This is a genomic window from Chitinophaga sp. RAB17 (assembly GCF_052114225.1).
GTDB lineage: Bacteria > Bacteroidota > Bacteroidia > Chitinophagales > Chitinophagaceae > Chitinophaga.
On record NZ_JBFREI010000001.1, the window covers coordinates 542,029 to 564,486 of the forward strand.

Consider the following 22,458-nt stretch of genomic DNA (forward strand, 5'->3'; position numbering starts at 1 on the left):
TACTTAGAAAGTAAGGTTCAGCCCAATATTCACCAGCTTATTCTGCGGATACTGCAACCCGTTTTCATCTGCTATCTCCGGCTCTATGCCCAGGTCTTTCACATTATCCAGTGAAAACAGGTTATAGGTGTTGATATATATCCTGGCCTTCTTAAACTTCACCCTGTCGAGCAGTTGCTGAGGAATGGAGTACCCCAGTTCCATGGTACGCAGCCGTATATAATGCACATTATGCAGCCAGAAAGTAGACGCTTTGTTGTAGTTGCTGTGATCTCCCTTATTGAATCTTAACGGCGGATTTTTACCGGGTATCCATTTACTGTTTACATCAAAAGGATCTTCCCGATGCCAGCGATCATCATAAAACTGCTTCAGCAGATTACCGCCATTCTGGAAAGGCCATCTCATTTCCCAATTTTGATTATAGGAATACATAGAACCACCTGAGAAGTCGGCTGCAAAATCAAATCCATTCCATCTTACCCCCAGGTTAAAACCAAAGTTCACTGTAGGATTACCCGTCGTCTGATAGCCGATAGGTCTTTCGTCATAGCCATCAATTACATTATCGCCGTTTAAATCCTTATAAATAATATCTCCGGGCAGCAATGTTTTATTCCCCTTTCCGTCTACGTTAACAGGATATTTATTGATCTCTTCCTGCGACTGGAACTGCCCGATGGCTTCATATCCCCAGTAAATATTATTCCACCTGTTTTCAATAGAAGAGCGGTAATGATCCAGCGAATTACCCCATACCGGTTTATAAGATTCCAGGAATTTACTTCTTGAATAAGACACGTTACCGCCAACCACAAAATTCACTTTACCCACATTGGCAGTATAGGCAGCAGAAAATTCTCCACCTTTCTGCTGATCACTGTTTACGTTTTCATCCGGTAAACTGTAGCCGAGTTCACTGGGCACCAACACGTCATACTTGCGGCCACGGAGCCCGGAACGTTTACGGTTAAAGAAATCCAGGGATCCGTATACTTTACCATTCCACAACTGGTAATCCAGGCCCACATCCGCGATCTTGCTGACAAACCAGGAGAGACGGTTATTAGGTACGCCCTTATCTCGGGAACCTTTAATTACGGTACCATCCAGTATCACGGTTGAAGTAGCATAGGTATATCCAGGCAGGTAATCGTATGCGCCAATACCAATATCATCGTCACCCAGTTCTCCATAAGAACCACGGACTTTCAACTCCGTGAGGATGCTATTACTGCCTAACCATTTCCTGAAGAATGGTTCTTCCGTCAACCGCCATCCGGCAGAAACAGAAGGGAAGAAGCCCCACCTTTTATCCGGTGCGAATTTCCACGAGCCGTCATACCGTCCGGCGACTTCCAGGAAATATTTGTCGCTGAAACTATAGTTAAAACGGCCGATGTAGCCAATCCGCGCCTCGGTCCAGTCGGCATCATTGTAAGTGTCCATATCAGAAAACTGGATCAGTGGCAGCACATTGCTTTTAGGCACGGCGTGTACCCATACATCCAGTTCCCGGCGTTTAATTCTTTCTGACACGAAAGTAGCGCCAATGGTATGTTTGCCGAAGGTATTGTTATAGTTCACCTGTCCCTGCAGTACATTCTCCAGCACCTTGTGGGTCCCCCTCTCGCGCCATGGATTGGAGCTACCACCTGTGCGTTCATAAGTATCATTGTCTGCATGATAGGTATACGTATCATACGTATATTCGTGACCGTTCATCAGCTTATCCGCGTAATAATAGGAGTACATGCCTTTTAAGGTTAATCCTTTAATGGGTGTTTCGTAGGTGCCATTAAAGTTGGTTTGCAGCACTCTCCAGTCTTCTGTCCAATAGCCGGAGATGGCTTTGGATTGTACTGCCCAGTTCTCTGTATTATGGCCAATATCGTTAGGATATAATGGATTGTCGTTCGCATAGGGTCTTTCGGTAGGTCTGTTACGGAACAGCGCAAAACGTGGCGCCCAGTAATCATCTCCGCCGGGTACACCGGGGTTATCCCGTTCCTCAATACGGCCGTTGATCTGTACCCCTACTTTAAGCCGTTTGGTGATTTTAGCATCCACATTACTCTGGATATTGGTACGATTAAAATCAAATTCCCTTCCCAATACAGACTTCTGATCCAGGCGGGTAACAGACAAATAATAGTTGATATTTTCTGATCCACCGGTGGCGTTTACGTTGATGGAATGCTGTGGTGCATTTTTCTTTATAATAAAATCGTACCAGTCAAAGCTCTGGTATCCTTTTTCTGTACCTGCTTTCCATTTATCGAGTTCTGCTTTGGTGATATCTGTTCTTGGATCTTCGGCATTCATTTCTGCATCTGCTTTACCCAGCATCCATTCATAAGCATTCACTGTTTTAGGGAACCGGGACCAGTTTTGCCATCCCGTATAGGCGTCTACATTAATAGCGTTGCCACTACCTGGTTTTCCTCTTTTGGTAGTAACTACCACCACGCCATTGGCGGCCCTTACGCCATAAATGGCGGCAGAGGCGTCTTTCAGCACAGTAATACTCTCTATATCATTAGGGGAAATATTATTAAACTGGCCTGCATCTTTCTGAATACCATCAATTACATACAGGGCGTTACCAAAATTGCGGATTTGAATATTGGCGCTGGCACCAGGTCTGCCGTCCGGCATACGGAAAGAAACGCCAGGTATTTTACCCGCCAGTGTAGCACTTACCGTAGAAGCATGTACTCTTTCCAGGTCTTTGCTGGTAACACCAGAAATAGCGCCGGTAACAGATTCCTTTTTTTGGGTGCCATAACCTACCACAATTACTTCTCCCAGTCCTTTGCTATCTGTCTGTAACCGGACATTCACTTCTTTTTTTTCTCCTACAGCAATTTCCTGTTTTATATAGCCAACAAATGAAAACACCAGCACCGCATTTTTGTCCGGTACTGAAAGTTGGTAGCTACCATTTCCATTAGTAGATGTCCCCCTGGCGGTACCTTTTATGCTGATCGTGACACCAGGTAACGCGACTCCCTGCTCATCTGTTACCTTACCGGTAATGTTAATATCTGTGGGAGCTCCGTGCGCTATGAGCGCTACAAAGAGCAGGCATACTGTTAAGTGCAGGCATGGGCCGGCCAGTATTACTTTCCGGATCAGATCCCGGATACGTAATCGTTTTTTCATAACTATTTTTTGTGGTCTTTTAAATTTATCAGGCTTACATAAAATGTTTCTTTGGTTGATGGTGCTATCTTCTTACTTTACGACGGGGAATGCTACTATTCTCACCTTGGTACAGCCATATGGTACCAGGGTGATTACTTCTTCTTTATCAATTACTTTGCCCTTGTATACGCCATTTCTATCGGTAACGGGTTGAGGTGCTACATCATCCACCAGCTTCCATTCCGGGATCTTTTTACCGGTGGTGGTAATGGTGAGTGGCGCATGTTCCAGGTTCCATACAAAATCTGCTGTTACCGGTTTTATATTATTTACCTGCAGATATTGCGCCGGTGACTGAATAACTTTTTCAGGGATGCCATAATTCCAATCATCTTTGGGATACACGCTGAAATAATCACCTTCTACCTCATCATGTCCTTTTTCCCACTGCTCTGCCAACTTTAACGCATACACGATCGGGCCACGTTCTACCGTCCGGGAATTGCGTCCCCAATTGGAAGTACGCACCTGCATAGGTAATTGTAAGATGAGCTGATCATTGTTGTTCCAGGTACGTTGAATGGTGATCAGCTGTCCTCCTTTTTCTGAACGGATCTTTTCGCCGTTAAGCATCACTACTGCTGCTGTACACCAGGCAGGAATACGCAACTGCAGCGGAAATGCAACGGGTTGCTGCATGGCCATACTGAACCGGATCTGTTCTTCAAAAGGATAACCAGTGGCTTCTTTGATGGTCACCGGGGTATTATTTTTCCCCACTCTGGCGCTGACTTCATTAGGACTGTAAGTCAACGCAGCCAGACCATTGCCTGCAGTACCATACCAGAGATGTGTTGCGAACTTTGTCCAGCCCTGATGCATGTTAGCCAAACAGCAGGTATATCCACTGCGCATGCCCAGCACGTTATTCATTTCCCGGTCAAAGGGAAGTGAAAAGTTAAAAACACCTTTTTTAATATTCACCTGGTTGGCGACCTGGAAATACTGTTTACTATTGTAATCGTCTGTGGTCTGTGTTGGCAGTGCATTAAAGGTCATACGTTCCAGCGCATCTATATACATGGGATCGCCGGTGATGCTGATAATTTCTTCCAGTGAAAACATCGACTCCACTACCGCGCACAGCTCTGTTCCCTGCGTAGGTGCGTTACCATGCAGGTCTTCATCAGCTGAAAAAATGCCCATGGGTAAACCATGTAGGTTCATCAGATCTGTAAATCCGGTATGCAGGTCCTGCAGATATTTTTTATTACCTGTACGCTGATAGTTCAGGGCAGGTGCCTTTAGTCCCATCCCAACATTCACACCATGGCGGCGCATCCAGTGCTGATCATTTTGCTGTGCTGCGGCATCTATCACCCAGCTGCGGTTGCCCAGCCAGGTGCTCCAGGCAAAAGACTGTGATTCCAGCAATCCCGCCAGCTCGAGTAGCTTTTTATCCTTACTGATGCTGTACAGCCATTGCGCCATCAGGATATTTTCTGATCCACGGGAAGTGGCCCACTCTGTCCATTTACCCAGCGGACAAGTCTTTAGCGCCTGTAACTGGTAATGAAAATACCGCGTCATAAAAGTTAAAACGCGGGTATCATTTGTGGCCGTATAATATTGTTGCAGTACTTTGAGCATGACCATCTTTGGCCACCAATCCTCTCCATCTGCTGCGTTACTAACGTCAACGGGTATATTTTCTTTCCGCTCTGAGTTTGTCAGTGGACCAAAATATCCGGAGGGGCGCTGCTGTTGCAGTGTCCAGTTAATATAGCGCAATACTTTTGCCTGTAATATTTTATCGTCCAGCAGGTAGGCCAATGGTACTGCCCCATCCAGCCAGTAGGGTGTTTCTTCCCATCCGTCGCCTTTTCCTCCCAGCCAGCCATTATCGTTTTTCACTTTGCTATATACTTCATCGAGGTGACCGGTGCTGCCATCCCGCATGATCTCCAATTGGTGACGAAGCCACCCCTGTGGCTTCACGGCTCCCAGTGGCAATGCTTTGTACACCGGCGCTACATAGGTATTTGTGTCAGCCCTGGCACCCGGCGAATGCATAGCATCCGCCGGGATAATACCCACCCAAAAAGCCGAAAGAATAAATAAACCTACCGACTTTCGCTTTCTCATTATTATGGTTTTAAGGTGACCAAAGCCGGGTTATACAATTTCTGATGAACGGCCTTCAATTTTTCCAGTGGCATCTTCTGTACTTTCCTGTCATACGTCATTAAGCCATTTGTTTCTACTTCCACATCTGTGGTTTGTGTATATACTGCAGCTGACAATCCTTGTCTGATCAACGTTTCCAGTCTGTCGGTAAAACCGCTGTAACGTTTAAAAAGATCTTCCGCATTTTTGAAGCTCTGGTATCCCCAGTTATCTTTCTGCTGCCATACGTGATCGTTTACCGGCAATCCCAGTCCTCCGAATTCACCCAGCACAATAGCGCGTTTATCACCATACACTGCCGGATCCGGCATAGCTGGTTCCGGATAGTTATGCAGATCGATAATATGTCCTACGGGATAGAAGTTACCTCCACTGGCGGTATTCACCAGGCGGGAAGGATCTTTCTGCATGGTCCATTGGGCAATGTCCATCGTTTTAAACTGTCCCCATGCTTCGTTGAAAGGGGTCCATACCACAATAGAAGGATAGTTATATAAATGATCGATGATGGCATTCCATTCTTTTCTGTAGTAGCCTTCTGACTCAGCAGAGCGTTGCTGATCCGAACCACGGTCAATTACACCCGGACGGGGTTCCCAGCCGTTGCCCAGGTCGCCGCTTGGCATATCCTGCCATACCATGATGCCTAACTGATCGCAGTAGTAGTACCAACGTGCCGGCTCTACTTTGATGTGTTTGCGAATCATATTAAAGCCCATTGCCTTCGTTTGTACAATATCAAATTTCAATGCCTCATCTGTAGGGGCAGTATACAATCCGTCAGGCCACCATCCCTGATCCAGCGGGCCAAACTGAAATACAAAACGATTGTTCAGCAACATGCGTTCCGTGCCGTTGGCATCTTTTCCGATAGAAGATTTGCGCATCGCGAAGTAACTCTTCACCTCATCGATCACTTTTCCTTTACGTGTAACCGTTAACTTTAGATCGTACAGGAAAGGAGATTCCGGTGACCATAGTTTGGGCGATGCGATTTTCAATACCGTATTTTCACCACTCATCAAGCTTTCGGCGACTTTGGTACTGCCATCAAAAGCGGCTACGGTGACTACATCTCCGGCTTTTGCATTTTGTATATTAGCATTTATCGTCAGACTTTCCTGGTCAATATCCGGTGTTTGTTTGGTACCTGCTATATAAGTATCAGCTACCGCTTCCACCCATACCGTTTGCCAGATGCCTGTTACCGGTGTATACCAGATCCCTTCCGGTCTCTTCACCTGCTTACCTCTTGGCTGTACTCCCTCATCGGTGGGATCCCATACACGCACGACAATATCCTGCTTCCCTTTTTTCAGCAGGGCAGTAATATCCAGGGTAAAAGGATCAAAACCACCTTCATGGCTGCCTGCTTCCTGACCATTCACGTACACGGTGGTACGCCAATCTACCGCGCCAAAATGCAGCAGCACTTTTTTTCCCTGCATGCCGGAAGGCAGTGTGAGCGAAGTGTTATACCATAATACATTATCTTTCCCCACATTACGTCCTACACCGGAAAGTGCTGACTCTACAGCAAATGGTACCAGTATCTGTCCGTCCCATGCGGTGGGCTTATCTTCATTTTTAGGTTTAATGGCATAGTTCCACAGTCCATTCAGATTTTTCCAGTTGCCTCGTACCAGCTGTGGGCGTGGATATTCGGGCAAGGTAGTAGTAGGTGTTACCTGCTCACTCCAGGAAGTCGCAATTTTTCCTGTCACCATTTTCCACGCTTGTTGTTGTGCCGACACGGCATTCCATCCAAGTCCCAGCGCCAGTGCAAAAATTAAGTGTGTTTTTTTCATATGTATACTTAAAGTGATTTTATTCTCCTGAAGGATTTTTAATAGCGGTATTTATTTTTACCGGCACGCCAAAGTCCGGACTCCCATCGGCTTTCCAGTTGACCTGTTGCATGCGCGGGTTTCTGCGCTGCCCACAGCCCTCTCCTGCCCTGGAATTGGCGTGATAGATGATCCAGTCCTCTTTTCCATCCGGGGATTTAAAAAAACCATTATGTCCCGGTGCGTAAGCGCCGTTTTCCGGTTTACTTTGCAGCACAGGTTCGGCAGACTTCGTCCAGCTTTGCGGTTGCAGTGGATCTGCACCATGTTTGAGCTGCATGATACCCAGTGCATAGTTTTCTGTCCAGCAACCGCAGGCGGAAAAGATGAGGAACACTTCTCCCTTTGCATTCTTCAGTATTTCCGGTCCTTCATTTACGCCATTCTGTTCCCATGAATACTGTGGTGCGGCTATTTCCACTCTCGGAGATATCAGTGTCCAGGGATTGGCCATGCGGGCGATGTACAATCGTTGCACAACATCTTTTCCATTATGTCCGCTCCAGATAAAATAGTTTTTGCCATTGTGCGTAAAGATGGTACCATCTATTGCAAAGTAATTGGCTGCGGTATCCCTGATCTGGCCTTTATCTGTCCAGGTGCCGGTGGTAGGATCTTTAGCAGTATTTTCCAGCACAAATGTGTGCTGCGGATGTATATTATCTGACGATCCCGCGGTGTAATACAGGTACCATTTATTATTCAGACGATGCAACTCCGGCGCCCAGATGTCCCTGGCATTTGGGCCTTTGACTGGTGGTGTCCATACCACCATTTCCTTTGTTTGCCCCAGGGCAGACATGGCAGCAGTTTTACGTATCACCAGGTTATGCCCCGTGGTGTTTAAATAATAGTATATCCCATCCTGTTGTATCACCCATGGGTCAGGACCGCTCCCCAGCAAAGGATTGGTAAAAACACCACTGGTATCAGGCCGGGCCGCGTGGCAAAGGCTGCTGATCAGTAACAGGCATAGCAGCGAAAGTAGTTGGCTACTTTTCATAACATGGATTTAGAAAATGGCCCATTTAAGCGTAAAAATCACGCTTATATCTATTCTCCAAAGAAAACACTTCCTCTCGTTACTTGTTTGCCCATTTATCTCAATCTTTCTCTTTTTTGTATCAATTTAGGAGATAGACACGGGGAATGAGCTTTTAGCTAAAAAACTGTTAGTTTTAGCTTTTACAATCCGGACGGGACCAGATGATAAAAGTCAGATACTATATTTTCCTTTTACTGTTGCTGGTGAGCAAAACACTTTATAGCCAGGAAGCCAACTTCATTCACTACCAGGTAGAGAACGGATTGTCTCATAACGCGGTTATTTGTACGCTACAGGACCGACAGGGCTTTATGTGGTTTGGCACCATGTATGGCTTAAACCGGTTCGATGGCTATACATTCCGTGTATTCCGCAGATCAAACGAACCGGGCAGTCTGGGAGCTAATTTTATACTCAGTCTTTTCCAGGATGATAACGGGTTGTTATATGTAGGAACAGATAAAGGCGTGTATGTATACGACCCGCACAGTGAACAATTCCGCGAGTTCAACAAAAGAACAAACGGAGACGTACACAGTATTACCAAAGATACACAGGGCGATATCTGGATCACGTCCAGCGGACGGCTGTTCCGCTACCAGGCAGCTACAGACAGTTTGTACGATGTCCCCGGTTTCCGGGATGTATCGTCCATTTGCATGGGGAGTGATGGCCAGTTGTGGGTAGCATCTTCCGAAGGGAAAATAGGTGTATATGACAGGGATAAAAATACGATGGCCAGCTATTCCCTCTTTGATCATTCTCCGAAAAGCAGCACGTTTTGGGTACAAAAAATTGTCGCAATCGGGAAAGACTCCATCTGGGCCTGTACCAATACACAGGGCGTTAAATTATTTGATACACGCACACGTACTTACAAAGATTTTTTCTCCACCGCACCGGATCATACAGAAATATATGCACGGGATATTATTCAACGAACAGGCGATGAATACTGGATAGCCACGGAGTCGGGTATCTATATTTATCATCTTCAAAGCGGGGAAATCATCAACCTGAAAAAAAAATACAACGACCCTTATTCTTTATCTGATAATGCCGTATATAATTTTTGTAAAGATAAAGAAGGTGGAATATGGGCGGGTACTTACTTTGGCGGCATCAACTATTTTCCGCAGCCCTATACTTCTTTTGAAAAATTTTTTCCACAAACAGGTATTGCCTCCCTCAGTGGCAACGCCGTAAGAGAAATCCACAACGATCGCTACGGACATTTATGGATAGGAACAGAAGATGGAGGCCTGAATAAATTCACACCCGCTACCGGTGAGTTCCGTAATATAAAAACACTGCCGCCGCCACAAAATGGCCTGTCACATAATAATATCCATGGATTACTGGTTACCGGAGATTCTTTGTGGATAGGCACTTTCGAACATGGACTGGATATCATGGATATTCGCAGCGGTAAATTTATCCGGCATTACAATGCCGGCAACCAGCCACATGAACTGCACAGCAATTTTATTTACTGCATGCTACGTACCAGTAGTGGCGATATCCTGATATGCACAACGAGGGGATTATATCAGTATAACCGTGAACGTGATGATTTTGATACAGTGAGCGAAGCGCCGGATTATATATTTTACACCGCAGTGTTTGAAGACAATGAAGGCACTATCTGGCTGGGCACTGTGAGAGATGGACTATATTATTATAACCGCCGCACCGGTAAAAAGGGTGTATATCTGCATGATCCTTCCAATCCGCATAGCGTGAGTAATAACCGCGCCAACAGGATTTTCCAGGATAGTCAGCATCGCCTGTGGCTGGCGACAGACGATGGTCTTTGTTTGTTTCATCCACAACAAAATAATTTCACCACCTACAACACCCGTCATGGTTTCCTGAGCAACATGGTATTCAGCATCCTGGAGGATAAGCGCGGACAACTGTGGGTAACAACCTCCAAAGGGCTGGCGTGTTTTTCTCCGGCTACAGAGAAGGCGGTTGTTTTTACGAAAGCCAATGGATTATTAAATGACCAGTTCAACTATAACTCCGTTTACCAGGATAGTAGTGGCAATATGTACTTTGGCGGCGTGAAAGGCATGATCCGTTTTAACCCGGATCACTTCCTGCGTAATAGCTTCCTGCCCCCTGTATACATCACCGGCTTCCAGGTGTTTAACAAAGAAGCGCAGGTAGGTGATATCCTGAAAAAATCGATATCATTTACCGACACAGTGGTATTGTCGCATGACCAGTCATCGTTCAGTATAGACTTTGCAGCACTCAGTTACACATCCCCGGAGATGACAGCCTATGCGTATAAGATGGAGGGGCTGGACAAAGACTGGAACTATTTAGAAACCAACCGCAAAGTTTATTTTACCAAACTATCCCCCGGCACTTATCGCTTTATGGTAAAAGCAGCCAACAGTGGCGGCAGCTGGAGTGTATCGCCACGGATACTTTTCATTGAAATATTGCCTCCTTTCTGGGCCAGCTATTGGGCATACGTGGTGTATGTGATCCTGCTGTGCAGTATTATTTATGGCATTATTCGCTGGTACCATCAACGGGCATTACAAAAACAAAACAGATTACTGGAATTACTGGCGCATGAAAAAGAGAAGGAAGTGTACCAGGCCAAGATAGAATTCTTCACTCACCTGGCACATGAAATACGGACACCACTCACGCTCATCAAAGGACCCATGGAAAAGGTGATCCGCAAATCGGAAGAGGTGCCGCTGATACAAAAGAACCTGCGGATTATGGAGCGTAATACAGATCGTCTGCTGGATTTAACGAATCAGTTGCTGGACTTCCGTAAAACGGAGATCAATGGATTCAGTCTTAATTTTGTGCGTACGGATATTCCTGATTTGCTGAAAGAAAACCACTTGCGCTTTACACCGGCAGCTGAACAAAAAAATATCCGTTTCAAAATTGAGTTGTCCAGCCTGCATTTCTTTGCGTATGTAGATACAGAAGCATTGCACAAAATATTAGGCAATCTTATTAACAATGCTATCAAATATGCTGCTACCAAAGCATCTATACACCTGTTGCCGGTAACCGAAGGAGATCTTACCTTTACTATACTGGTAAAAAATGACGGGTATATTATTCCTTCAGAGATGAAGGAAAAAATATTCGAACCTTTTTTCCGGGTAAAGGCAACATCGGAACAATCCGGCACCGGTATCGGTTTATCGCTGTCGAGATCCCTGACGATACTGCATAAAGGCAGCCTGGAATTGATAACAGCGGATGCGGGACTCAATGTATTTTCGCTTACCTTACCTATTCATCAGGAAATAGAATTTAATCTGAGCAAATGGAAAATAAACCACTGATACTGTTGGTAGATGATAACGAAGAAATACTTTCTTTCATCGCTGATGACCTGGAAGAGAAATATAAAGTAGCCACGGCGCTTCATGGGGCGGCGGCGCTTGAAATATTGCAGGAACAGCCTGTGCAACTGGTAATCAGTGATGTAATGATGCCGGTAATGGACGGTTTTGAACTGTGCAGTATTATTAAATCCGGTGTGGAGTCCAGCCATATTCCTGTGATCCTGCTCACGGCCCGCAACACCCTGCAATCTAAAATCGAGGGGCTGGAACTGGGTGCAGATGCCTACGTAGAAAAACCATTCTCCCCGGAATTTTTGCAGGCACAAATAGCCAGTCTGCTGAGCAACCGGCATAAAATAAAATCCTACTATGCCAGCAGCCCATTGGTACATATGCGCAGCATGGCCAATACCAATGCAGATGAACAATTCCTGGAAAAACTCCATGACCTCATTAATCAGCACCTGACCAATATGGACCTGGACGTGGAGCAACTGGCGGATTTCATGAATATGAGCCGTCCTACTTTTTACCGGAAAATAAAAGCAATATCAGATTTAACACCTCATGAACTAATTAATATTGCACGTCTCAAAAAAGCAGCAGCATTATTATCTACCGGTGCATATAAAATAAATGAAGTAGCAGAGCTGAGTGGCTTTGGTTCATTGACTAACTTCGGCAAGAATTTTCAAAAACAGTTTGGAATACTACCATCGAGGTATGTGGCGCAAATACAGGCAGAGAGAGATTAACCGGGCTGCAATCGTATTAAGAGCTTTTGATAAGCTAAATAAAAAAAAGCGAAACCGGATAAGCCTCCTGTCTCAGATGATATAGTACACTATTGCTACTCCCCTCCTGTCAAATATTCTCTTGCTTCCCCGCGGGAAAAATGATATATTAGCGATATTCATAGATCCGGAAACTGGCATCTGACACATATGTGCGGTGATTTTTCATTGCCATAAATGTACAACACACGAACCTTAAATCGATATTTACTGTATGCATCTACCATCATTGATCATTGACCTGGCATTAATATTAGGAGCGGCGGGCGTTATTACTTTACTATTCAGAAGGCTGAAACAGCCGATGGTGCTAGGGTATATCATTGCGGGATTTTTAGTGGGTCCGAACTTTCATTTATTTCCTACCATCGCAGATGCTACGGGAATAAAAACATGGTCCGAGATCGGCGTAATATTCCTTTTATTTTCATTGGGACTGGAATTCAGTTTCAAAAAACTCATGCGCGTAGGAGGCACCGCCACCATCACCGCATTTGTAGAAATAGCCTGTATCACGGTTGCCGGTTATTTCACCGGGCAACTCATGGGCTGGAGTTTTATGGACAGTCTTTTTCTCGGCGGCTTACTCGCCAGTTCCTCTACTACCATCATTATCCGTGCATTTGAAGAATTAGGTATCAAGAAAAAGTCCTTTACCAAAATCGTATTCGGCGTATTGGTGATAGAAGATATTGTGGTCATCCTCATGATGGTGTTACTATCCACCATGGCCGTGAGCCGGGAGTTTGAAGGCACGGAGATGTTATTTACCATCGCCAAACTGATGTTCTTCCTGGCCATCTGGTTTCTCGCCGGCATCTTCCTGTTACCTACGGCGCTCCGGAAAATGGAAAAGTACATGAACAGTGAAACCCTGCTGATCCTGAGTATAGCCCTCTGTTTGGGCATGGTGATACTGGCCACCAAAGTTGGTTTCTCTGCAGAACTGGGTGCGTTTATCATGGGTTCTATCATCGCAGAAACTACTTCTTCCGAAAAAGTAGAACACCTGATACAACCGGTAAAAGATTTATTCGGCGCTATCTTTTTTGTGTCTGTGGGCATGCTCATTAACCCGGAAATGATTGTTGAATATAAATGGCCGGTGTTGTGGATAACCTTATTAACATTAACCGGTAAATTTCTCAGCACTACCATTGGCGCGCTATTGTCCGGACAGCCGCTGAAACAGGCCGTGCAGGTAGGTATGAGTATGGCGCAGGTAGGCGAATTTGCCTTCATCATTGCCACACTGGGTGTTACCCTGGGCGTGACCAGTGAGTTCCTTTTCCCGGTGGCAGTAGGTGTTTCCGCCATTACCACCTTTACCACACCTTACATGATTAAGTTTTCCGTGCCGTTATACAACTGGCTGGAAAAAATTATTCCTGCACGCTGGTTAAATGCCCTGAACCGCTATAGTGCCAGTTCACAAACCTTACAGGCGGAAAGCGACTGGCGCATTGTATTACGCAGTTACGTAAAAGTAATTGTGCTGAACAGCGTTATCATGCTGGCTATCATCCTCCTGAATACCTATTACATCGGACCTTTTGTGATAAAGTATCTGAACAACACGTTCAGCGCAAGATTACTTTGTGTAGTCATCGGTATTGCGATGATGTCGCCATTTATCTGGGCGCTGATGGTTCAAAAAATCTCCAGCATCTCCTACAAGGCGCTGTGGCTGGATTCGAAATATAATCATGGTCCGCTGGTGGTGGTGGAAGTAGTGCGTAACATAGTGGCGGTACTGTTGGTGGGTTTCCTGGTAAACCGATACTTTCCTTTCTGGCAGGCATTGCTGGGCACCGCCATAGTATTGGCCTGTGTGTTGCTGGTACTGCGTTCACAACTACAGAAATATTATAACCGTATTGAACGCCGCTTCCTGGCGAATCTGAATGCACGTGAAAATGCAGATGCGGCAGCACATAAAACAGCGGCGGCAGACCTGCTGCCCTGGGATGCGCAGGTATCCGAAATAGAAATAGATCCCTGGTCAAGCCTGGTGGACAAACCTCTCATAGACCTGCAGCTGCGCGAAAAATATGGTATCAACGTAGGCGCTATCAAAAGAGGCAATGTGACTATTTACGCTCCTACCCGTGATGAAAAATTATTTCCGCATGATATCCTCACCGCTATCGGCACAGAGGCGCAGCTGGAAGAATTCAACCGCGTGGTAAATACCCTGAATGTTCACCGGAGTGATGATGTGGCAGATGAAAATATTGGCTTAACCAGCCTGGTGGTAGATGAACACAACGGTCTCAAAGGACAAAGCATCCGCGATTCCGGTATCCGGGAAAAAACCAAAGCCCTGGTAGTAGGCATTGCCCGCGGTGGCGAAAAAATACTGAACCCTGCCTCTGAAACCGTGTTTGAATGGGAAGATGTGGTATGGCTGGTAGGTAACCGGAAAAAGATCATGGAATTTTCACGGAGTAACGCGTAATAATATTCTTCTTACAAATAAAAAATGCAGCGGAGAAAACATCCGCTGCATTTTTTATTTGTAAGAAGATATGCACTCAGGCCTTTTGCAGAAATGCTCTCAGCACATACTGCAGGATACCGCCATGACGATAATATTCTATTTCTATCAATGAGTTCAGCTTGCACTTCACTTTAAACTCAACCGGATCTCCCGATGCAGGGATAGCCCTTACCGTTAGTATTTTACCCGGAGTGAGATCGGTGGATACTCCGCTGATAGTGTATGCCTCTGTACCTGACAACTGTAGTGAGGCAGCGTTTTCACCCTCCATGTATTGCAGGGGCAAAACACCCATGCCTACCAGGTTGCTGCGGTGAATACGTTCATAACTTTCCGCGATGACCGCTTTAACACCCAGGAGATTGGTCCCCTTGGCGGCCCAGTCGCGGGACGATCCACTGCCATACTCCTTACCAGCCAGTATGATTAATGGCACCTTATTGGCCGCATATTGCGCTGCGGCATCATAAACAGGCATCACCATGCCGGAAGGGATCACCGTGGTAAATCCGCCTTCTTTAGGCGATAATTCATTTTTAATACGCACATTGGCAAAAGTTCCCCGTATCATCACCTCATGATTTCCCCTGCGGGAACCATAGGAGTTAAATAAACGGGGATCGATGCCATGGTCCAGCAGGTACTTCCCGGCAGGGGTATCTGCCTTGAATGAACCGGCAGGAGAAATATGATCGGTGGTTACCGAATCACCCAGCTTCAGCAATACGCGGGCATCTTTTATATCTTCCAGCGGCGCAGGATCTTCCGGCAGCCCGTTAAAAAACGGCGCTTCCCGGATATAGGTAGAGTCGTTGCTCCAGTGATAATCTTTTCCGGAAGGTGCCAGCAGCCCACGCCATTGGTCATCTCCATCAAAAATGACTTTATATATATTTTCAAAATCTTCCTGTTTCACCGCGGCGGCTACGGCTTCATTAATTTCTTCCTGCGTAGGCCAGATATCGCGGAGATATACCGGCTCCCCGTTAGGATCATACCCCAGCGGAGCTGTGAGCATATCCACATCTATCCGTCCGGCGATGGCGTAGGCGACCACCAGCAACGGCGATGCCAGGAAGTTCATTTTCACCTGCGGATGTACCCGGGCTTCAAAGTTACGGTTGCCTGATAGTACAGAGGCTACCACCAGGTTGCCTTTATCCACGGCTTCTGCAATGGCCGGCGGCAAAGGACCACTGTTACCAATACACGAAGTACAGCCATAGCCTACTATATGAAAACGCAATGCTTCCAGTTCCGTTAACAGACCAGCACGTTTCAGGTATTCGGTCACCACCCTGGAGCCGGGTGCCAGGCTGGTCTTTACCCAGGGCTTTACATACAATCCACGGCTAATGGCCTTCTTAGCTACCAGTCCTGCTCCTATCATAACGCTGGGGTTGGAAGTATTGGTACAGCTGGTGATCGCCGCAATGGTAATAGCGCCATCACTCAGCACATATTCTTCATTCTTTAATTTAATGCGGACGGATTTAAGATAGTCCACTTCTACCGCCACTTCTTCGGAAGATTTCTGAATTTCATAGGTGAATGCGGTACCCGAACCACCTTCAGACAACCAGGCCGTATCCCGGCGCTTTCCTTCCGGTGTATACATGCGTTTGAATTCCTTATTCAGCAGGCTCTCAAATTCATTGTGCAGATCTCTTACCAGGATACGGTCCTGTGGGCGCTTAGGGCCTGCTACAGCAGACTGTATGCCATTCAGGTCTACTTCCAGTATATCCGTATAAGTGATCTCTTCATTGCCATGCCGCCACAACATATTCTCCCGGCAATAAGCTTCCACCTGCGCTATTTGTTCAGGTGGACGATTGGTGCGGTGCATATACTGCAACGTTTGATGATCAATCGGGAAATAGGTGACGGTGCAACCAAATTCCGGCGACATATTGGAAATAGTAGCCCTGTCCGGCACTGACAAATGATCGAGTCCATCGCCAAAGACTTCCACAAATTTGTCCACCACCCCGTATTTACGCAGCAGTTGCGTGATGGCAAGTACCATATCTGTAGCTGTTACGCCTTCCGTTAGGCGGCCGGTGAGCTTTAATCCGATCACCTGCGGACAGGAAAAGTAAATGGGTTGTCCCAGTATAGCGGCTTCCGCTTCTATACCACCTACACCCCAACCTAATACCCCAATCCCATTCACCATAGGTGTATGAGAATCTGTTCCAACCAGGGTATCGGGAAACAGCCATCCATCGCGGTTAATAACACCTTTGGCCAGGTATTCCAGGTTTACCTGGTGACAAATACCCATGCCCGGAGGCACTACGGTAAAATTATCGAAAGCCTGTTGCGCCCATTTAAGCAGCTGATACCGCTCTTTGTTGCGCTCATATTCATAGGCCACATTTTTTGTATAGGAATAATCAGTGCCGAAGAAGTCTACCTGCACCGAGTGATCTACGACCAGGTCTACCGGGATAGCCGGATTAATTTTAGCACCTTCTTTCCCTTTGCGGATCACTTCCGCACGAATGGAGGCAATGTCCACCACCGCCGCTACACCGGTAAAATCCTGCATCAGCACCCGGGCCGGCTTAAAAGGTATTTCTTTGTCTGTACCCGCGGGGTCCCAGTTCACCAACGTTTCCAGGTGTTCATCCGTAATGGCAAAGTTATCGTGATTCCGTAATACATTTTCTAATAAGATCCTGATGGAAAAAGGCAGACGGGAAATCTGTCTTCCTTCCTTTTCCAGCTTGCTGAGTGACGCGATACGAGGCTCCATAATAAATGATTAGTTGACAACATTAAGGAAACAATGACTCAAAGGTTTTGTTTATACAATATAGCTAATTATGAACCTTTTATGCCGTTTTAATATTAAAATAACCCTGCAATACCCACGCACCGGCACTTCCTAGCTTTATCACAAATACCCCTCAAAATGCCGCAACAATTAAAAGTCCCCTCGACTTCCCGCCTTGTGCTGGAGGCAACCATGCAACTCTATACAACACCTTTACAACAACGTTATATTGAGTCCATCGATTTCAGTGAAACCAGCCGTCTTTTTTATGACCTGAAACGGCATTTCCCCCATGTAATAGATGCTATTTGCTTACGCAAACAAAGTATCCGCGCCATGCTGCAGGAAAGGATTTCCCGGTTGCCGGGGCAACAGGTGATCCTGCTGGGCGCAGGCCTGGACCCACTTTCTTTATATCTCCTGGAAAATTACCGGGAACAAGTCAGCAGGATTATAGAAGTAGATAATGGATATATAGCCGAAAAACAACAGCTCTACACCACGATTATTCCCGAAGAATCAATGATCCGCTTATCAAAATGTGACGTAACGGATACCGTATTACTATGGAATAAATTGTTGGAAAATGGCTACCAGCAAGAAATGCCTGCCATTATTGTTTTTGAAGGCCTGATTCATTACGTCAGCAATGATGCCTTTATCAACACCATGAAACTTTTTAAAACAGCTGATAGAAAGAACCTCGTGATGCTGGATTATTCTTTATCGGAAGAAGAGGTACCTCCTGCATTTTTGCAGCATCACCAGGGGGTGATACGGATGTTGGAAACATTTGTTAACACCCGTTTAAATATTAACAGTCATGCCGACATGGCCGGCATTATTTATCAGCTGGATGCCACACTGGAAAACCTGGAACCCATGTGTGTAACAGAAAGAAAAATCACCGGGAGCAATAAAATATTCCACTCTCCCGGCGAAGGCATTATAGAAATGCTGAGCTTTAGTTTATGATAGCTTTTAGCCATTAGCTTTTAGCTTTTATCTTTTAGGCAATGCAGCGGAGACCATCATATATTTATCTTCGCTGCATTGCCTAAAAGCTAAAAGCTAATGGCTAAATGCTCTGCCACCAGTGTTCCTGTGGGTAGTGTTCCCCTACTATTACCGGCTCTCCTATTCTTGGGGTGGTAACAGTCATGCCTCTTTGTACTCCGCTGGCGGTCACCCGTTTGGCCGATTCATTCCAGGGATGGTTGGCGAGGGCAAATTTAGCCCAGTGTACCGGCAGCAATACTTTGGCCTGCAGGTCAATGGCCGCCTGCACCGTTTCTTCAGGTTTCATGTGTATAAATGGCCAGTTGTCGTTATACTGTCCGCATTCCAATATTGCCAGGTCAAAAGGACCAAATTTATCACCGATGGCTTTGAAGTGGGTATCATATCCGGAATCTCCGCCAATAAAAAGCTGGTATCCGAATATCTGCAATACAAAGGATGACCAGAGACTCCCTCCTCTTTTTAATCCGCGGCCGGAGAAATGTCGTGCAGGCGTTGCCGTTATAGTAATATCTTTTGCAATCTCCTGTGTTTCCCACCAGTCCATTTCTGTAATATTATTTTCCTGTACCAGGCAGGATTGCAGATCCCTGCCAACGCCCAGTGAAGTGAAAATCCTTTTGGTATGTGGTTTTAACAGTGCCAGTGTTTTTTTATCAAGATGATCATAGTGATTATGTGTAATAATCATGAGATCTATTTCCGGCATATCAGCAGGTGTGTAAGCATCTGCGCCCGGGAAAGCCTTGATCATAAAAGACATAGGGGAAGCGCTGCCACTAAACACCGGGTCTACCAGTATATTGAAACCTTTTACATGAATGAGATAGGAAGAATGCCCGAACCATACGATCACCGGCTTCTCTGAATACAATGTTTTCAGATTTGTTTTTACGGGAGTCAGTGGTGCCGGTGGTCTTACGTCTGCCGGACGCTGAAAAGTTTCTTTCAGCATCTGGTAATAAGTAACATCATCCGGCTTCATGGGCGTGAGCGATAAATTCTGAAATACGCCATCCCGGAAATTCTGCGAATGCTTTATTCTTTCCTTTATAGAAGATGATTTTCGCTGCATGTATTAAAGTTAAGAAGTGTTTTGTTAAAAACGTCTTATACAGTAGACGGACAACGACAGGATATATTTTAAAAGTACTTAAAATAAAAGAGCTGCCCACTAAGAGCAGCCCTGCATCCAACCTATCTCGAAAACAAAAAAATCATGAACGTGCCAGCAGTCTTTTACCCCTGGCCATCAACCGCAACAGGCGGGTATTGCCGTAAAAAGCAGAATGATACCTGCCATCTGCTTTACGGCGTTCGCCATAAGCCCTCAATACCGCATCTGCCGTTACCATCCCTGTTACTTTTTTATTTGCATCCAGCACGGCCAGTATATCCGGGGGATAGCTATCGAATAATTCCGTGACCAGGTTAATATCATCGGAGCCATACACATACGGCGCCGCTGCTGCCAGGTTTTCATTTATAGGAGATGTATTGGACGCCGATAAACAGGTCCTGTTGAGATATCCTTTAAAATGTCCCTCCTCATCCGTTACTGGCAGGTACTGATAATAATAAGGGCTGCTGTGTTCCTGCAACAGGCTGTATGCCTGTGCCACTGTCATATTGCTACGCAAGTTTACCGGGGACGTTGAAACAACCGCTGCTACATTGATGAGCTGCAGGATGTCCGGCGTATATTCATCCGGTGCGGTAACACCTCTTCTCCGGATCTTTTCGGTCATGATACTTCCTTTCATAAGGAAAAAGGATACGAAATAAGCAGCTGTACAGGCGCCAATCAATGGGAGCAAGCCATGTGGCTGCCCGGTTGTTTCCAGTGAAAACACAATGGCAGTCAGCAATGCGCGGGAAGCTCCTGCAAACATAGCAGCCATTCCTATCAGTGCAGCAGTGGCAATGTTGATGTCGCTGCCGGGAAATAATTTCAGTACCACTATGCCCAGCAAAGCGCCCAAAGCCCCACCAATCGTGAATAAGGGTGCCAGCGTACCACCAGAGGTGCCACTACCCAGGGATATTACCCATGAAATATACTTGAGTACACAAAGCGATATTACCAGTGCCAGTGGTACGTTACCGGTCAACAGGGTTTTGATATTATCATATCCTACACCCATGGTATGTGGGGCAAAATAACCCACTACGCCCACTACTACCGCGCCCAGTGCAGGCCACCACATCCAGTGAATGGGGAGTTTTTCAAACATGTCTTCCACAAAATAAACGGACTTTGATACATAGGCTGCTATTACGCCTACCAGCGCCCCCATGAGCACATAGGTCAGCAGCGCGATATCTGATACCGCCGGAATATCCGGCATTGCAAACACGGGATGACTGTCGAATAAACCGATATGCATACCTGCGCCCACAATACAACCGATGGCTACCGGTATCACCGCGCGGGGCGAAAATTCAAACAGCAATAATTCGATGGCCAACAAAATGGCTGCCAGCGGGCTGCCGAAGATAGCCGCCATACCGGCACAAGCGCCGGCCGCCAGTAATACTTTTCTTTCGGCAGCAGAAATATGAATCACCTGCCCGGTGAATGAACCGATGGCGCCACCGGTGGCAATGATAGGACCTTCTGCACCAAAAGGTCCGCCCGTACCAATAGAAATAGCGGCAGATAAAGGTTTCAGCAAAGTAATCACCGGGGGTATTTTGCTGTCGTTCAAAATAATATTTTCCATGGCCTCCGGAATACCATGACCACGAATAGCTTTACTGCCAAAGCGTGCCATTACCCCCACAATCAAGCTACCGATAATAGGGATGAATATAACGATCCAGCCCAGGTGATTACCGGCAGGTCCTGCTTCTTCAAATGAAAACCGGCCGTAAAAAGACAGGTTGGTAATGAGACTGATCAGCATCACCAGTCCTTTTGCCACAAAACCTATTGCCAGCGCGTTGATGCCTGCCTGCATACTGAGGTAAAGCACTCTCCGTGACATATTTCCAGCAAACCTTTGCTCTCTTTTATGATTCATACTATATAAAATGACAATAAAAACTTAAAAACAGTACAAAAATATGATCTAAATCATATTAAAACCTATTTTTTCTTTCAAAAACACAAAAAAACATTACTATTGCAATCATGAAAAAAGCCGGAACCTGCGATTTAAAAACGTGTTTTCTTTGCCAGTTCAGCATTCCGGAGTGGATTGCCGCAGTAGCAGATCATAAACAGCACCTGTTTTATAAAAAGAATGAAATCATTTTCCAGGAAGGACAGCCTGTAAAGGGCATCTTTTTCCTTTATGAAGGAAAAGTGAAAGTGCATAAGCAATGGGGAGAGGACAAAGATCTGATTGTTCGTTTTGCGCAAAAGGGGGATATACTCGGGCATCGTGGACTGGGCAGTGGAGAACGTTTATATACCGTGTCTGCTACTGCGCTGGAAGACACCACCGTATGCTATACCGACCTTACTTTTTTTGAAGCATCGCTGAAAGTGAATCCCAATCTGACTTTAAAGCTGATGCAATTTTACGCGGATGAGTTGCAGGAAGCAGAGAGAAAGATGCGCAACCTCGTACATATGGATGTAAAAGGCAGGCTGGCAGATGCTTTGCTTGAAATCAGCCGTTTGCATAACGATCCACAGTTTACCATCAGCCGGCAGGATCTTGCCTCTTTTGCAGGCACCACCTATGAAACTATTTATCGCAATCTGCAGGAGTTTATACAGGAGAAATTAATTGCCGTAGAAGGAAAAGCCATTCATATTTTAAATGAGAAGAAGTTGAAAAAGTATGTGGGTTAAGA

At 45.9% G+C, this 22,458-nt stretch carries 12 protein-coding genes; 5 read left to right on the plus strand and 7 right to left on the minus strand.

The features are described 5' to 3' along the window. Positions 1-3: 3 nt before the first annotated feature. The 4 genes from AB4Z08_RS01925 to AB4Z08_RS01940 form a co-directional block, all read right to left on the minus strand. Positions 4-3,165 carry a SusC/RagA family TonB-linked outer membrane protein gene (locus AB4Z08_RS01925; RefSeq protein WP_441572081.1) on the minus strand — a complete coding sequence of 1,054 codons (3,162 nt, stop codon included), beginning with the start codon at positions 3,163-3,165 and terminating at the stop codon, positions 4-6. Positions 3,166-3,237: 72 nt separating this feature from the next. Then, positions 3,238-5,292 carry a beta-L-arabinofuranosidase domain-containing protein gene (locus AB4Z08_RS01930; protein ID WP_441572082.1) on the minus strand — a complete coding sequence of 685 codons (2,055 nt, stop codon included), beginning with the start codon at positions 5,290-5,292 and terminating at the stop codon, positions 3,238-3,240. Between the two features lie 2 nt (positions 5,293-5,294). After that, a complete protein-coding gene (locus AB4Z08_RS01935) occupies positions 5,295-7,142 on the minus strand; it encodes a glycoside hydrolase family 2 protein (RefSeq protein ID WP_441572083.1) in 1,848 nt (615 codons plus the stop codon). Positions 7,143-7,161: 19 nt separating this feature from the next. Beyond that, a complete protein-coding gene (locus AB4Z08_RS01940) occupies positions 7,162-8,184 on the minus strand; it encodes a glycoside hydrolase family 43 protein (protein WP_441572084.1) in 1,023 nt (340 codons plus the stop codon). A 203-nt stretch (positions 8,185-8,387) separates the two neighbouring features. On the opposite strand from AB4Z08_RS01940, the gene AB4Z08_RS01945 reads away from it, so the two are divergent. The 3 genes from AB4Z08_RS01945 (at position 8,388) to AB4Z08_RS01955 (ending at position 14,810) form a co-directional block, all read left to right on the plus strand. Beyond that, entirely contained in the window at positions 8,388-11,555 is a 3,168-nt protein-coding gene (locus AB4Z08_RS01945) for a ligand-binding sensor domain-containing protein (RefSeq protein ID WP_441572085.1), read from the plus strand. After that, a complete protein-coding gene (locus AB4Z08_RS01950; protein ID WP_441572086.1) occupies positions 11,537-12,313 on the plus strand; it encodes a response regulator transcription factor in 777 nt (258 codons plus the stop codon). Before AB4Z08_RS01945 ends, AB4Z08_RS01950 begins: the two co-directional genes overlap by 19 nt. 253 nt (positions 12,314-12,566) lie before the next feature. Next, positions 12,567-14,810, plus strand: a complete 2,244-nt coding sequence (locus AB4Z08_RS01955) for a cation:proton antiporter domain-containing protein (protein ID WP_441572087.1) — start codon at positions 12,567-12,569, stop codon at positions 14,808-14,810. Between the two features lie 76 nt (positions 14,811-14,886). Here the strand turns inward: AB4Z08_RS01955 and acnA are convergent, their stop codons facing one another. Then, entirely contained in the window at positions 14,887-17,613 is a 2,727-nt protein-coding gene (gene acnA, locus AB4Z08_RS01960; protein WP_441572088.1) for an aconitate hydratase AcnA, read from the minus strand. Positions 17,614-17,772: 159 nt separating this feature from the next. On the opposite strand from acnA, the gene AB4Z08_RS01965 reads away from it, so the two are divergent. Then, positions 17,773-18,609 (plus strand): class I SAM-dependent methyltransferase, encoded by an 837-nt coding sequence (locus tag AB4Z08_RS01965; RefSeq protein ID WP_441572089.1) that lies wholly within the window; start codon positions 17,773-17,775, stop codon positions 18,607-18,609. A 103-nt stretch (positions 18,610-18,712) separates the two neighbouring features. Here AB4Z08_RS01965 and AB4Z08_RS01970 read toward each other — a convergent pair whose 3' ends face one another. Then, positions 18,713-19,729 (minus strand): MBL fold metallo-hydrolase, encoded by a 1,017-nt coding sequence (locus AB4Z08_RS01970; RefSeq protein ID WP_441572090.1) that lies wholly within the window; start codon positions 19,727-19,729, stop codon positions 18,713-18,715. 142 nt (positions 19,730-19,871) lie between these two features. After that, entirely contained in the window at positions 19,872-21,641 is a 1,770-nt protein-coding gene (locus AB4Z08_RS01975) for a chloride channel protein (protein WP_441572091.1), read from the minus strand. 146 nt (positions 21,642-21,787) lie between these two features. On the opposite strand from AB4Z08_RS01975, the gene AB4Z08_RS01980 reads away from it, so the two are divergent. Further along, complete coding sequence (locus AB4Z08_RS01980) at positions 21,788-22,456, plus strand: Crp/Fnr family transcriptional regulator (RefSeq protein WP_441572092.1); 669 nt, start codon at positions 21,788-21,790, stop codon at positions 22,454-22,456. Positions 22,457-22,458 lie beyond the last annotated feature (2 nt).